The sequence below is a fragment of the Clostridium boliviensis genome (assembly GCF_033342255.1).
Lineage (GTDB): Bacteria > Bacillota > Clostridia > Lachnospirales > Lachnospiraceae > Lacrimispora > Lacrimispora boliviensis.
The window spans coordinates 1-14,598 of record NZ_JAWONS010000252.1; the positions used below are offsets into that span (position 1 = coordinate 1).

General features: G+C 44.3%; 16 protein-coding genes. 1 reads left to right on the plus strand and 15 read right to left on the minus strand.

The window, feature by feature from the left end:
• The 12 genes from RZO55_RS16975 to RZO55_RS17030 form a co-directional block, all read right to left on the minus strand.
• Window positions 1–308: S1 RNA-binding domain-containing protein (locus tag RZO55_RS16975; protein WP_318065447.1), on the minus strand; the 308-nt coding region annotated here is incomplete at its 3' end.
• Window positions 289–1,140, minus strand: coding sequence for a 4-hydroxy-3-methylbut-2-enyl diphosphate reductase (gene ispH / locus RZO55_RS16980; RefSeq protein ID WP_318065448.1), 852 nt, complete (start codon window positions 1,138–1,140; stop codon window positions 289–291). The genes RZO55_RS16975 and ispH, both read right to left, overlap by 20 nt.
• 3 nt (window positions 1,141–1,143) lie before the next feature.
• Entirely contained in the window at window positions 1,144–1,827 is a 684-nt protein-coding gene (gene cmk / locus RZO55_RS16985; protein WP_318065449.1) for a (d)CMP kinase, read from the minus strand.
• Window positions 1,824–3,080 (minus strand): BaiN/RdsA family NAD(P)/FAD-dependent oxidoreductase, encoded by a 1,257-nt coding sequence (locus RZO55_RS16990; protein ID WP_318065450.1) that lies wholly within the window; start codon window positions 3,078–3,080, stop codon window positions 1,824–1,826. The genes cmk and RZO55_RS16990 overlap by 4 nt, the downstream gene beginning before the upstream one ends.
• 66 nt (window positions 3,081–3,146) lie before the next feature.
• Window positions 3,147–4,646 carry a polyphosphate:AMP phosphotransferase gene (gene pap, locus RZO55_RS16995; protein WP_318065451.1) on the minus strand — a complete coding sequence of 500 codons (1,500 nt, stop codon included), beginning with the start codon at window positions 4,644–4,646 and terminating at the stop codon, window positions 3,147–3,149.
• Window positions 4,647–4,672: 26 nt separating this feature from the next.
• Window positions 4,673–5,794: an aldo/keto reductase gene (locus tag RZO55_RS17000; protein ID WP_318065452.1), complete on the minus strand. Its 1,122-nt coding sequence runs from the start codon at window positions 5,792–5,794 to the stop codon at window positions 4,673–4,675.
• A gap of 148 nt (window positions 5,795–5,942) precedes the next feature.
• Window positions 5,943–7,262 carry an aspartate kinase gene (locus RZO55_RS17005; RefSeq protein ID WP_318065453.1) on the minus strand — a complete coding sequence of 440 codons (1,320 nt, stop codon included), beginning with the start codon at window positions 7,260–7,262 and terminating at the stop codon, window positions 5,943–5,945.
• 111 nt (window positions 7,263–7,373) lie between these two features.
• The gene (locus RZO55_RS17010) at window positions 7,374–8,120 is read right to left on the minus strand and encodes an arginase family protein (RefSeq protein ID WP_318065454.1); all 747 of its coding nucleotides are present in this window, start codon (window positions 8,118–8,120) and stop codon (window positions 7,374–7,376) included.
• A 5-nt stretch (window positions 8,121–8,125) separates the two neighbouring features.
• On the minus strand, window positions 8,126–8,719 hold the full coding sequence (locus RZO55_RS17015) for an HD domain-containing protein (protein WP_318065455.1): 594 nt from the start codon (window positions 8,717–8,719) through the stop codon (window positions 8,126–8,128).
• A gap of 23 nt (window positions 8,720–8,742) precedes the next feature.
• Window positions 8,743–9,201 (minus strand): 2-thiouracil desulfurase family protein, encoded by a 459-nt coding sequence (locus tag RZO55_RS17020; protein WP_318065456.1) that lies wholly within the window; start codon window positions 9,199–9,201, stop codon window positions 8,743–8,745.
• 89 nt (window positions 9,202–9,290) lie between these two features.
• Window positions 9,291–9,887, minus strand: a complete 597-nt coding sequence (locus RZO55_RS17025; RefSeq protein WP_318065457.1) for an ATP-dependent Clp protease proteolytic subunit — start codon at window positions 9,885–9,887, stop codon at window positions 9,291–9,293.
• Window positions 9,884–10,282, minus strand: coding sequence for a helix-turn-helix transcriptional regulator (locus RZO55_RS17030; protein ID WP_318065458.1), 399 nt, complete (start codon window positions 10,280–10,282; stop codon window positions 9,884–9,886). The genes RZO55_RS17025 and RZO55_RS17030 overlap by 4 nt, the downstream gene beginning before the upstream one ends.
• Window positions 10,283–10,469: 187 nt before the next feature.
• Between RZO55_RS17030 and RZO55_RS17035 the strand changes: the two genes are divergently transcribed.
• Window positions 10,470–11,675: an FprA family A-type flavoprotein gene (locus tag RZO55_RS17035; protein WP_318065459.1), complete on the plus strand. Its 1,206-nt coding sequence runs from the start codon at window positions 10,470–10,472 to the stop codon at window positions 11,673–11,675.
• Between the two features lie 34 nt (window positions 11,676–11,709).
• Here RZO55_RS17035 and RZO55_RS17040 read toward each other — a convergent pair whose 3' ends face one another.
• The 3 genes from RZO55_RS17040 to RZO55_RS17050 all read right to left on the minus strand — a co-directional run bounded on the left by RZO55_RS17040 (window position 11,710) and on the right by RZO55_RS17050 (window position 14,593).
• Window positions 11,710–12,579 carry an aminotransferase class IV gene (locus tag RZO55_RS17040; RefSeq protein ID WP_318065460.1) on the minus strand — a complete coding sequence of 290 codons (870 nt, stop codon included), beginning with the start codon at window positions 12,577–12,579 and terminating at the stop codon, window positions 11,710–11,712.
• Window positions 12,576–13,238 carry a cytidylate kinase-like family protein gene (locus RZO55_RS17045; RefSeq protein WP_318065461.1) on the minus strand — a complete coding sequence of 221 codons (663 nt, stop codon included), beginning with the start codon at window positions 13,236–13,238 and terminating at the stop codon, window positions 12,576–12,578. Before RZO55_RS17045 ends, RZO55_RS17040 begins: the two co-directional genes overlap by 4 nt.
• A 161-nt stretch (window positions 13,239–13,399) precedes the next feature.
• The gene (locus tag RZO55_RS17050; protein WP_318065462.1) at window positions 13,400–14,593 is read right to left on the minus strand and encodes an APC family permease; all 1,194 of its coding nucleotides are present in this window, start codon (window positions 14,591–14,593) and stop codon (window positions 13,400–13,402) included.
• Window positions 14,594–14,598: the final 5 nt, after the last annotated feature.

A 14,598-nucleotide genomic window follows, 5' to 3' on the forward strand; every position in this document is an offset into this window, starting at 1 on the left:
GCTTCTTCCAGTCTTTTATTGCCTCTGTCTGCTGCTAATCGCTTATAGGATAAAGCAACCTGACCTTCACCGTCATTCACCTTAGTGACTTTCGCTTCCATCTCTTCTCCAACCTGTACAACGGTTGTAAGATTTAAATTCTGATCATCCGTGTACTCGCTACGCGGGATGATGCCGTCAGACTTGTACCCTATATTCAAGACGATTTCATCTTCTTTTACGTCGATGACTTTACCAGTGACGATCTCTCCTGTACGTATGGTTTTCAATGATTCCTCTAACATTTGTTCAAAACTTAACTCTGACATTAGTATGAACCTCCTCGATAATATGATTCGGGGTTGAAGCCCCGGCTGTAATACCTACGCTGCGCACAGAATTTACACAATCAGGATCTAAATCACCTAGTGTCTGGATATAGTAAGTATTCTTACATTCCCTTCGGCATATCTCGTACAGCTTCTGGGTATTGGAACTGCTTTTTCCGCCAATAACAATCATGGCATCCACTTCTGAAGCTATCCGCTTTGCTTCCACCTGTCTTTCCTGTGTTGCATTGCAAATCGTATTTAAAACAAGTATATCATACCGCGTTTCAGAAATTTTTTCAACTAAATCTTGAAATTTCTTGTAATTAAATGTCGTCTGTGATACAATACACAGCCTCTCTCCCTGGGTGAGCGGCAATGTTTCCACTTGTTCGGGTGTTTCCACCACTAGAGTATTGTCATTTCCCCAGCCTTTAATACCTTCGACTTCCGGGTGTGATTCATTCCCGATTATAATCAGGCGCCTGCCCTCTTTATTCTGCTCTTGGGCGATCCTGTGAATCTTCCTCACATACGGACAGGTTGCATCGATAATTTCAATTCCGTTTTCTTCCATGATATCATAAATGCGCTTTCCTGCCCCATGGGACCGGATCACCACAACAGCATCGTGAATCTTTTTCAATTCCTCTTCATTTTCAATTACTTTTACGCCTTTTTCCTCTAAATCCTTTACAACCTCTTCATTGTGAATGATGGGACCGTAAGTATAAATCGGCTTATCGTTCCGTTTCAGCTGCTCGTACACCTGGTCAACGGCACGCTTAACTCCAAAGCAGAATCCGGCGGATTTTGCTACAATAACTTCCATACATCAGCTCCTCTCTTTCAGTTTATCTTTAAACAGCATAAGAATGCGGTCTATTACTTCTTTAGCTGTCATATCCGAGGAATCCAGAAGTACCGCATCCTCTGCCTGTTTTAATGGGGAATGTTCCCGGTTCATATCCTGGTAATCCCGCCTGATAATGTCCTGTTCAATTTCTTCCAGGCTGCATTCCTGGCCTTTTTCTTTCAGCTCTGAATATCTTCTTTTTGCCCGGACCTGGCTGCTGGCAGTTAAATAAATCTTAAGATCCGCGTCCGGAAGCACACAGGTTCCGATGTCTCTGCCATCCATAATTACATTCTCCCGCGACGCAAGCTCTTTCTGAAGCTCCACCAGTTTTTCTCTCACCATTAAATGCACGGATACAGCGGAAGCCATGGTTCCCACCTCTTCTGAACGGATCAGGCCTGATACATTCTCTCCGTTTAAAATCACCTGCTGTACTCCGTTTTCATAGGACAGTGTTACATTGGCATTACCGGCAGCAAGGGAAATATCCGCTTCATCAGAAGCAGATATGCCATTTCTTAAAAAATGCAGGGCCATGGCACGGTACATCGCCCCTGTATCCACGTATACAAAATTAAGCTTCTCAGCAACAGCCCGGGCTATGGTACTCTTTCCTGCCCCGGCAGGTCCGTCGATTGCGATATTATAAACGTTTGTCATCTTTCGTTCCTCTCCTCTCCTGCCGCACTGCCAGCCGCCCAGCCCGTGGACCAGGCAATCTGAAGGTTAAATCCTCCTGTGACTGCGTCAAGATCCAGAACCTCGCCTGCGAAATACAGACCTGGAGCCAGTTTGGATTCCAGTGTGGAAGGATTTATTTCTTTTACGGAAACACCTCCCTGGGTGATAATCGCCTCATTGTAGCCCCTCAATGCAGTCAGGGTCATGGTAAACGCCTTGGTTACACGAATCAGTGACTGCCGTTCCTCCCTTGTGATCTCATTGACCTTCTTTTCCGGAGAAATTCCACTAAAATCAATGATAACAGGGATCAGCTTTGCCGGATATAAGCCACCCAGGGCATTCTTAAACTGCTTATTCATGGATGCTTCAAAATCTCTTAAAATTCTGGCATCCAGCTGTTCCTCTGTCAGGGCCGGCTTTAAGTCAATGGAAAGTGTAAGAGGACCCTTCCTCAGTTCCTTTGCCGCATAGCTGCTGGCGCTTAGGAGAACCGGTCCGCTGACTCCATAGTGGGTAAAAAGCATCTCTCCGAATTCTCTGTAAATGACCTTGCTGCCTTTCATAACTGAAGCTTCTACGTTACGCAGAGAAAGTCCCTGAAGCTCTTTAATCACAGGTTCTTCCACCACAAAAGGAACCAGTGCAGGAGATAAGGAAGTCATGGTGTGGCCGGCTCCTTTTGCCAGTTCATAGCCGTCTCCTGTGGAGCCGGTTGCCTGATAGGAACAGCCTCCGCAGGCGATAATAACACGATCTCCATAAAAGGACTTTTTCCCTGAGCTGTCACTTACAACAATCCCTTTCACTGTCCCCTGATCCATCAGCAGTTTTTCCGTTTTATTTTTGTAATGCACCGTAACCCCAAGTTCCATCAGCCTGTTAGTTAATGCTTTTATCACATCAGAAGCCTTGTCCGATGCAGGAAATACCCGGTTTCCCCGTTCCGTTTTTAACGGGCAGCCAAGGGTTTCTAAAAGCTCCATCATATCGAAATTGGTGAATCCGTAAAAACTGCTGTAAAGAAATTTGGAATTGGTCACAACGTTACCAAACAGCTCCTCGGTATCACAGGCATTGGTTACATTACACCGGCCTTTTCCCGTAATATATATTTTTTTTCCAAGCTTTTCATTTTTCTCAAAAATGTGGACGGTACTGCCCTTCATGGCTGCTGCTATTCCAGCCAGCATCCCTGCAGCGCCCCCGCCCACGATTAGAACCGTATTCATGCCCTTTCCTCCTGCCTTACTTCACTTCCTCCTACTTTACACGAAATGAGAGGAAAACACAAGTGGTCAGGTACGATTATTCACTTCTTTTATCTTATCTTCCAACGCTTCCACCACAGTTTTTAAAACTTTGACTCTTGCATAATATTTGCAGTTGCCTTCTACTACAACCCAGGGAGCATAGGTCGTAGAGGTACGGACCAGCATCTCATTAACAGCCGATTCATACTGATCCCATTTCTCTCTGTTTCTCCAGTCTTCTTCCGTAATTTTCCACTGCTTTAACGGATCTTCCTGGCGCTCCTTAAAGCGTTTTTCCTGTTCATCTTTATCAATATGGAGCCAGAATTTAAGGACAACAGCACCAGCATTTGCCAAATGATTTTCCATTTCATTAATTTCCTGATAAGCCTGCTTCCACTGGCTCTCTGCACAAAATCCTTCTACCCGCTCCACAAGTACTCTACCGTACCAGGTGCGGTCAAAGATGGCGATATGCCCTGCCTTTGGCACATGATTCCAGAAGCGCCACAAATAGTGATGAACCCGCTCGGTATCATTGGGAGCAGATGTTGGATAGACCTTGTAGCCTCTGGGATCGAGATGGCTGGTAAGACGTCTGATGGCTCCGCCTTTTCCTGCTGCATCCCAGCCTTCAAACCCCAGCACTACAGGGATTCGCATACGGTAAATCTGGCTGTGAAGAAATTCCAGTTTCTTCTGCAGACGGTCGATCTCTTTCTTGTATTCTTCCTTTGATATGGACTTTGTTAAATCCACACCGGAAAGCACCCCTGCCTGAAAACTCTCTGAGCGGACAGGAACATCCTTTTCCTTTGTTCCTCCATTTAAACGCTTTTTATTCAGCGCATCCTCCAGACACTCTGCCACACAGGACATAATCTTGGCTGCGGCAAAGTCTTTATCAGTCGCCTCAATAATGGTCCATGGCGCATAATCCATATCCGTGTTCTGAAGCATCTCTTCACAGATTTCTATAAAACGGTCATATTCCGTATTGCGCTTCCAGTCTTCCTTTGACACCCTCCAGCTGGTTTCCTTTGAGCTGTCCAGCTTTTTAAAACGCTTCTTCTGCTCTAACCTTGAAATGTAGAGAAACAGTTTGATAATCACCATACCGTCATCGGTGACCTGCCGTTCAAAGGATTGGATATCATGAAAAGCTGCAGGCAGATCCTGTTCTGCAATCTTGCCTGCAAAACGCTCCATGGTTACCTGGCGGTACCAGCTCCTGTCGAAAACAGCGATTCTTCCATTGGCGGGCAGCTTTGTAAAGAAACGCCAGAGGAAGGGACGCATACGCTCCTCTTCCGTTGATTTATCATTGGCATAGACATCAAAACCTCTGGGATCGAGGGCCTGAATTAAGTGGTTGATCTGGGTCCCTTTTCCAGAAGCCCCCATACCCTCAAATACGATCATAACAGGGATCCCGGCTTCCTTACACTGCCGCTGCAGCATTCCCAGCTTTTCACTTTGTTCCTTTTTTATCTTTTTGTAGGTTTCCTTATCAATTTTCTTTGATAAATCAATTTTCTCCAGCATAAACAGTCCCTCCTTACTGGTTTCCGTTAAGCCTGTATCTTTTCAAACACCTTTGCTACTTCCGGCATGACCTGGCTGATCTTTATCATCTGCGGACATTCTTTTTCACATCTGTGGCAGGTTTTGCAGCTGTCAGCCTTAATCTTCAGACCTTCATAACCTTTTTTTGCTTCTCCCTCTTTATGGGCTGCGGTCATATTATAATAGGAGAAGATCTCCGGGATCTCAAGACCAAATGGACATGGAACGCAGTAGCGGCAGCCGGTACAGCCAACAAGTGCCATGGAATCAAAAATTTCCTTTGCCTTCTGGTACATCCCACGTTCTTCTTCCGATACCATTCCAATAGAGCTTCTGTCTGCAAACAAAAGATTCTCTTCCAGCTGTTTTTCATCGCTCATCCCGCTTAAAAGCAGGCTGACTTCCGGCTGATCCCATATAAAGTCAAGAGCATATTCAACGCTGGATTTATCATTGCCTAACGCTTCTTTTACATGAGGTGCGGGATTTGCCAGTCTTCCACCTAAAAGTGGCTCCATAACTACTACTGCAAGACCTTTTGAAGCCGCATAACGAAGTCCCTTTAAGCCAGCCTGATGTGTCAGATCCACATAATTATACTGAATCTGACAAAAATCCCATCCATCATAATAATCTATAATATCCTGAAATACGTCATATGAATCATGGAAGGAAAAACCAATATATTTAATTTTTCCATCTGCTCTGGCTTTTTCCATTTTTTCCACCAGTTTCAGTTTTTTAATCTTTTCTTCAAACCGGTCTCTGCTTAAAGCGTGAAGCAGATAAAAATCCACATGATCAGTCTTTAGCTTGCTTAACTGCTCGTCTAAAACTTCTTCAAAATCTTCTTCCTTTTCAAGCTTCCATACCGGACATTTCGTTGCCAGACAGGTTTTTTCCCTGTATCCCTCCTGCAGCGCTTCTCCTACTATCCTCTCGCTTTCTCCCTCATGATAGGGATAAGCGGTGTCAACATAGTTAACCCCCTGATCAATGGCATGGCGGATCATCGCTACCGCACGCTTCTCATCTACCTGATTTTCTCCGGTAAGAGGAAGCCGCATGGCTCCGAACCCGAGTGCTGAAACCTTTAGTCCTGTCTTTCCAAAATCACGATATTGCATATTTTTCCTCCGCATGATAAGATTTGCAATTGAACCAATAGTTGCTTTCCTTACTATTGTAACATATTTGTTTTCTGTCCCATAGTTTTTTTTACGATTTTACATATAAAAAAGACAGACTAATAAAGCCTGCCTTCTCTTAAAAGAGCTAAACCTCAGTGGTGATAAAAATATCATAAATTGCTTTGATGGCTTCCTCAAAATCGCTGTTTTTCACACCGATAATGATATTTAACTCACTGGAGCCCTGATCAATCATCTTAACATTGACTCTGGAGTGGGCGAGAGCAGAGAAAATTCTTCCCGCAGTCCCTCTGGTCGCCTTCATGCCTCTGCCAACAACCGCAACCAGTGCCAGATCGGATTCCATCTCCACAAAATCCGGCTCTACCGCTCTGTGAATTCCGGCAATAACAGACTGCTCATATTCCTCGAACTCAGACTGATGAACGAAAACCGTCATGGTATCAATACCGGAAGGCATATGCTCAAAGTTGATTCCGTAATTTTCAAATACCTCCAGTACCTTTCTCCCAAATCCTACCTCCGCATTCATCATGGCTTTCTCAATATTAATAGAACAAAAGCCTTTCTTTCCTGCGATTCCGGTAATGGTATAGCGGGGCTGTCTGCAGGTGCTTTCCACGATTAAGGTTCCCTTGTCTTCCGGTTTGTTTGTATTGCGGATATTGATGGGGATTCCCTCTTTTCTCACAGGGAAAATTGCATCTTCATGGAGTACGCTGGCACCCATATAAGCCAGCTCTCTTAATTCTCTGTATGTAATTGTTTCAATTACTTCCGGGTCCTTAATGAGTCTCGGGTCTGCAACCAGAACGCCGGATACATCCGTCCAGTTCTCATACATGTCTGCATGAATCGCTCTCGCAACAACCGAACCTGTCACATCGGAGCCGCCTCTTGAAAAAGTCTTTATGGTACCATCCTGCTTTGAGCCGTAAAATCCGGGGATCACTGCAGTCTCAGTCTGACCTAAACGTTTGGAAAGAACCTGGTCGGTCCGATCTGCTAAAAAATTGCCGTCTTCGTCGAAAAAGATTACCTCTGCAGCATCAATAAATGGAAATCCCAGATACTGCGCCATGATCAGACCGTTTAAATATTCACCTCTTGAAGCTGCATAATCCCGCCCTGCCTTTTCTAAGAAGTTCTTTTCTATTGTCTGAAATTCCCCGTCCAGACTCATATCCAGGGAAAGTCCGCTGATAATTTCCATGTAACGATCTTTGATTTTTTCCAGAATACTTTTGTAGCTTTTACCTGCTGCCGCCGCATCATAGCACTGATACAGCAGATCTGTTACCTTTTCATCCTTGACGTTTCTCTTTCCCGGTGCAGATGGAACTACATATTTTCTGCTCTTGTCAGCACGGATGATATTTGCCACTTTCTCAAACTGCATGGCGCTGGCTAAAGAGCTTCCTCCGAATTTCACAACTTTTTTCATGGCGTCTTTCTCCTCTGATACAGGTTAATATCTACATATTTAACGGAAATAATATCTTAATTGTCACCAGCTGTCAAGTGGTTTTCGCTAATTATGTATAATTTTCCATCATTATGCATAAATTCTCTTTTCCAGAAACATCTCCAAAATTGCTTCATTGGCAAGACTGTTTCGTTTATCCAATTCCTCAATCGGTCTGTTTCCTCCGCTGATGCTGTTATATTCCCCGCAGATATCCACTGCCAGTATAGGTTCTTTCCTGCAGATCATTTGCAATGCCTGATTAAGCTGTGCCAGTGTCATACTTCCCTGGTCCCAGTCCGTAGTCAGTTCACTGGAAGAAAATACATCTTTATCAATCGACAGATACACCGGTTCCTTCAATAATGCTGCAAAATCCCAAACCCACTCCATTTGTGACATCCGGGATTCCGGATAGATCTTCACCCTGTCTTTAAACTCCTCTTTCACTGCATAAGCCAGCTCGTCACACACACCGATTAAAATAACCTGCTTTAAAAAAGCATTTTCCGCTAATAATTGCCGAATCCAGTTTCCGCAGGAAAGCAGACTTCCAAAACTGGATGTCATAAGATCTGCATGATGATCAAATACAACCAGGTCATACGGCTCTTTACAGCTTTTTTGGAGAACATAGCTGACATAATGAAAATTTCCGCAGTCCAGAAAGCGGAAGCTGCCTCCCGCTTTTTTAGCTCTCCTCTCAATTTCCGTTAAGGATGCTCCGTCACAAAATCCATGGACACCGGATAAATCCGTACAGTCAACCCAGTCATAGGGAATCTTTTTGTAGAAATCCTGCCGTTTGTAGACATCTGTGAAATTAAAGATTGTCACAGGTTTTATTTTCCCTTCAAAGCTTCCACCTCCCGGTTTATGTCTTCCTCGCAGGAACGCATGGCAAGTATTGTTTTTTCAAAAAGATCCTCCAGAGGCCAGCCCAGATTATTTGCACCGGTCTCTATAATATCTCTGGAACAGCCCGCCGCAAACCTTTTATCCTTATATTTTTTCTTTAAGCTGGACACTTCCATATCCATCACGCTTTTGGAAGGACGCATTCTGGCAGCTGCACCGATTAAACCGGTCAGTTCATCTGCTGCAAAAAGAACTTTCTCCATCTCATGCTCTGGCTCTACCTCAGAACAGATTCCGTACCCATGGCTGCAAATGGCATGAATCAACTCCGCTTCAGCACCGATTTCTTTCAAAAGTTCCGGCGCTTTTGTGCAGTGTTCCTCTGGATACTTCTCAAAATCCACATCGTGGAGAAGACCTGCCAGCCCCCAGAAATCTTCTTCCTCCTCATAGCCCAGTTCCTTCGCATACCACCGCATGGCTCCTTCCACCGTCAGCGCATGAAGAAGATGAAATGGCTCCTGATTATATTTTATGAGTAATTGCAAGGCCTGTTGTCTCGTTATCTCTGTTTTCATGATATACTCCTTACTGTACCTGATTAATTGTCCGATCCGGATTTCAGAGACTGGATTTTGCTCTCCCCAATCACTTCAATTCCGTTTTTCTCCAGTAATGCTGCAGTAACCCCGCTCCCCGGTATCTTTTCCCCGGAAAACGTTCCATCATAAATCATTCCATGACCGCAGGAGGGGCTGCGTTCTTTTAATATTGCTTTTTTGCATCTGTAAATTTCAGCAAACTTTAAGGTTTCTTCCGCCCCTTTTACAAAAAAGGCGGTTACATCCTGCCCCTGCCGGTTAATCACAGTTTCACCATACCGCTCAGCCGGAGGCCGTGGCGTTCCCATACCTCCCAGCTGTTCCGGGCAGACAGGAATCAGATGGTACTGATCAAGCAGTGCCAGGACGTTTTCATCTTTTCCATTCTTACCGTCATAACGGCAGTCTGCTCCTAAAAGACACGCACTTACCAATATTGCTTCTTTTTCATTCTTCATTCCTTCTCGCCTCCTTTCATACGTCTTACTGTAGCAAAAAACGGAAAGGGGTTCAATCCTTTTTTTAGATTAAACCCCTCAGGCTGACTTTATTTTTTATTTTTATTTTCTACAATTGCATCAATAATTCCATACTCTCTTGCTTCTTTTGCAGACATAAAATGATCTCTGTCTGTATCCCGTTCAATCTCTTCTTCCGAATGACCGGTATTCTCCCCAAGTATCCGGTTTAATCGTCTCTTGTCTTTCTGCAGTTTTTCCGAGAAAATAAAGATATCTGACGCCTTCCCCCCAATCCCTCCGGATATGCCGGGCTGATGGATCATGATCTCCGCATTGGGGAGAGCAGACCGCTTGCCCTTCGTTCCTCCTGCCAGAAGAAATGCCCCAAAGCTGGCTGCCAGTCCCAGACAGATAGTAGCTACATCACAGCGGATGTACTTCATGGTGTCATAAATTGCCAGGCCTGCGGTGATTGAGCCTCCCGGACTGTTAATGTAAAAGGAAATATCCTTCCCCGGATCCTGAGATTCCAAAAAAAGCAGCTGCGCTATAATCAGTTTCGCCGAATCATCGTTTACCTCTTCTGCAAGAAATATAATCCGGTCCTTTAAAAGGCGGGAAAACAAATCATAACTGCGCTCTCCCAAACCAGTCTGCTCGATTACATAAGGAACCATATTCACGCTGCGCACCTCCAGCCTGCAAAGTGTTTTGCCACCACTGCTTTTCTCCTCAGTTCTTTGTTAATTCTTGCTTTTCTGTATGTCAAAGGCGTACATCCATATACCTTTTTAAATTCATAAGAAAATGCCTGCTGGGACTGATATAACGCATCCTGAGCGATTTTTGCAATGGAATCCTCATCCATAACCAGCTTTTTTGCAGCCTCACTAAGCCTTCGTTCCTTAATATAGCGGTGAATGGTACAGCCCGTTACTTCTGAAAACATCCGGTTAATATGAAATCTGGAATAACCGGCATGACGTGCAATTTCCTCCACCTTCAGTCTTTCTGGTGCAGATAAATTTCCTTCAACATAATCAATGATCTTACTGACTATTTTTTTCTTTTCATCCATGCATCTCACCTCCATGTTTGAACCATATTATAACAGATTTCATTTTGCCTGTCTTAATAAAAAGTGCGGTTTGGGAAAAGTCCCTAATCCCTAGTATTTTTATAGAAAAAGGTCATGACATTTTGTTAAAAATATAGTATACTTTATACAAGATACTAGAACGAGCAATAGAAAGGAAGGCTGCAACATGTACTGTATCAAAAAAATTAACGATGATCTGTTCTGGGTTGGCGGAAGTGACCGCCGTCTGGCACTGTTTGAAAATGCATATCCCATTCCCAAGGGAATTTCTTATAATTCCTATGTTCTGCTGGATGAGAAAACCGTACTGTTTGATACGGTTGACAGAGCCATAACCGGACAGTTTTTAGAGAATGTAGAAGCAGTTTTAGACGGACGGAATCTGGATTATATTTTTGTTAATCACATGGAACCGGACCACTGCGCGACCCTGGGAGATATGGTTCGGAAATATCCGGACGTCAAAGTCGTATGTAATGCGAAGACGATCCCCATCATCAACCAGTTTTATGAATTCGGAGTGGATGACAGAGCTATTATAGTAAAGGAAGGGGATACCATCTCAACAGGAAAGCACAGTTTTACCTTCTACCTGGCTCCCATGGTACACTGGCCGGAAGTAATGGTTAGCTATGATTCCACAGATAAGATGTTGTTTTCAGCAGATGCCTTCGGTACCTTTGGGGCCATGAACGGCAATCTCTTTGCTGACGAACTGAATTTTGAGCGGGAATGGCTTGATGAATCCAGAAGATACTATTCCAACATCGTGGGCAAATACGGCATCAATACCCAGGCATTATTAAAGAAAGTAGAAGATCTGGATATTCAGCTTCTCTGCCCTCTTCACGGACCGGTATGGCGCTCTGATATCTGCTGGTACATGGACAAGTACTGCACCTGGAGCAGCTACAAACCGGAAGAAAAAGCAATCATGATTGCATACGGTTCCATTTACGGCAACACGGAGAATGCTGCCAATATCCTGGCGTGCCGCCTTGCAGAACGTGGAATCCGCAATATCGTTATGTACGATGTATCCGTAACTCACCCATCCTATATCATCTCAGAGGCGTTCCGCTGCAGCCATCTGGTATTTGCTTCTGCAACCTACAATGCAGGCATCTTCAGTAACATGGAACATCTGCTTTTGGATATGAAGTCTCACAACGTACAAAACCGTACCGTTGCTCTGATTGAGAATGGAACCTGGGGCGTTATGGCAGGCAAGAAAATGACCGAAATCATCTCCGGAATGAAAAATATGACGATTCTGGATCAGACCATTACTGTAAAATCTTCTGTGAAAGAGGATCAGCTGTCTGAAATCGCAGCTTTGGCTAATACCATCGCAGATTCCATGTCAGAATAAGCAATTATCCCCCGGATCTCCGGGGGATTTACTTTTAGTTTCTTATATCATCAAACATACTTTTCTTCCCTGTATATCTTAAATATTCTTCAACCACCTCATTCTGTATCTGTTTCAATCGCAGCGGATCTTTTCCTCCTACTGGCACCCCATCAATTTCCTTTGCATGAAGACAGAAATTAGAGGAGGAGGTCACAAGAATCTCATCGGCAGCCATCAGTTCTTCAAGAGTAAAGGGACGCTCTAAAACCTGGATTCCAAGGCGGTAGCAAGCTTCAATCATATGGGACTTGGAGATTCCACGCAGAATATACTGGTCGTTGGGGTGGGAATAGAAGATTCCGTCCTTTAGAATGGAAATATTGCTGTGGGCGCACTCTGTCACTATCTCCCCCCTGTGAAACACAGTTTCCTGGGCTCCCAGCTTATCAGCCTTCTGGGATGCCATGACGGATGGCAGAAGATTTAATGTTTTGATGTTGCAGTGAAGAAAACGGGTATCCTCTGCTGTAATCAGACTGATTGGTACATCCGGGTCCCGCAGCTGGCTGGGGCGGATCATAACCCAGAGCTTTCCGGTCATCTGACCGTCATATACATGGTTTCTGGGAGCAGCACCTCTGGTGATCTGCCAATAGACAAAATGAGTCTCCCCTTCCACCTGTTTTAAAAGCTCTGTCAAAAGCTCTCCAAGTTCCTTCTTTGCCATGGGAATCCGTATGTCCAGAGCATTTGCACTGGAATAGAAACGGTCTAAATGGTCTTCCAGCAGATAAATGCGGTGATTACCTCCCACCGTTGCATCATAAACTCCGTCGCCAAAAAAATGCACTCTGTCATTAAAAGGAACCATCAGCTCCTCCGGTGCTGCTATTATTCCGTCATAATAAGCAAGCTCTTTCATAACCTCTCCTTTTTTTCCGGGCAAATGCCAAATTTCATCCTGATATATTCTTCAATCAGATCTGTACAGTTATTAAATCCCAGACGCTCCGTATTCAGGCACAGGTCAAAATTCCGCGGGTTTTTCCACTGTTTTCCGGTATGATACAGATAATAGGCATTGCGGTACCGGTCCAGCTGGTCAATGTAATGCTTTGCTTCCGCTTGCGAAATTCCCTGTCTTGCCATCTCATGCTTTACCCGGAACTCATAGGAAGCGTCCAGATAAACGGACACTACATTGGGTTCCTCCTTTAATACAAAATCAGCCGCTCTTCCCACACATACATACGATTCCCGGTTAAGCAGCTCTTTTAATACCTTTGCCTGATAATTAAATAAACTCTGATCTAATAAGAAATTTCCGCTCTCTGCAGGGATGATCTCTCCATTATATACCTTTTTAAATGCCTGATACAACACTGTCTTATTCATTTTTTCATCTGTTTCTTCAAATATGGTTTTGTTCACTCCCCCATCCTCTGTAGCCAGCTTCAGAATTTTTTTATCGTAATAATCAATTCCATAATCAGCAGCCAGTTTTTTACCTATATAGCTTCCTCCGCCGCTTCCGCAGGTTCTGGTTATGGCAATTGCAAAAAATTTACTTTTATCATTCATATATCTTCCTCCTTCTCTCTGGTTACAGCTGTTTGAAAAATGCAAAAGGAGCCACAACTGACTTCTGTGCAGTTGAGACTCCATCGTTCTCTCGTTTTGTATGTTGGGAGGATTATAACATTTGCAAATAAAAAGTACAAGACTTTTTCAACCACCAGAGATCAGAATACCGGTTTACGGATGGGAACCGGTAAGATCAGACTTGCACAGGTAATTACCAGAAACAGCACCAGCGCATAACCTGACGAAAACAGGAAAATCAACAAAAGTAAAAACAGCAGGATTCCTATTCCTATCCGAATCAGAATATGATTCAGGAGTTTAAAACCACAGGCAAGGTCAAGAACCGCATTGCCGATAAACATGGCATTTGCAATGCCTATAATGTTTTGAAAAGACAGTATCCCAGCTGCATGAAGAAAAAGAACGATATAATCCACAATGAGAAGCATCAGAGCGATCATCCATTTATGATGAAAAATCTCCGGCAATCCCGCATTTTTAAAACGTACCGTTGTCTGCCGGACAACACCCCCTGTAAAAGTGGAAATAGTGCAGATGCAAAGACCTGCGGCCAGCCCGGAAAAAACGACTTTTGAAAATCTGCCTGTCACCGGAATCAGCAGATCCGGCATGGAATGACTGGGACTGTTTTGAAATGCAAAAGCCGTTAGCAGATAAACCAGGACAACTGCTGTGAGACTGATCAGCATGGCACGCATGATGGTCAGTTTCGGATTCTCCACATCCTCAACATAATTGCCCAGTATCTCCCAGCCTACAATCGCCCAGAAAATAAGCAGAAGTGTCTGCCCAAAGTCCCCTGGCGCAGGGAGACTGCCAGGTACGGTAAGAGCCGGTAACTGAAATAGCGTTGCTCCGCTGCCTGCCAGCAGCAGACCTGCTGTTATGCTGGATAAAACCAGCATGAATTTCCCCATAATGGAGACCCCCGATATCACAATGACTGCACAGATGAGAAGAACCGCACCGGCTGCTTTCCATGTATTTAATTCATTACCAGCCGGCAGAATAAACTCTGAAGCAGTCAGCGCCACTGCAACTGGCCCGAAAAAGACGGCAGCCGTAAGGTAATTGGCAGCAAGAGCTCCAAATCTGGTACCAAATGTATCTCCGACCACCGCGCTGATCCCACGGTTATCCGATGCAGTAATTGTCATTTTTGCAAAAACATATGCAAACAAACAATTCAGTGACATCATGATCAACCAGGCAAAAATAGCGTATTGTCCCAGTTTATCGTAAGCAAGAGGCGGCAGAAAGATAATGCCGGACCCCAGAATCGGTCCTGTCATCAGTCCGCTTACCGTAAAAACATTCAATTTTTTCTTCATATAAA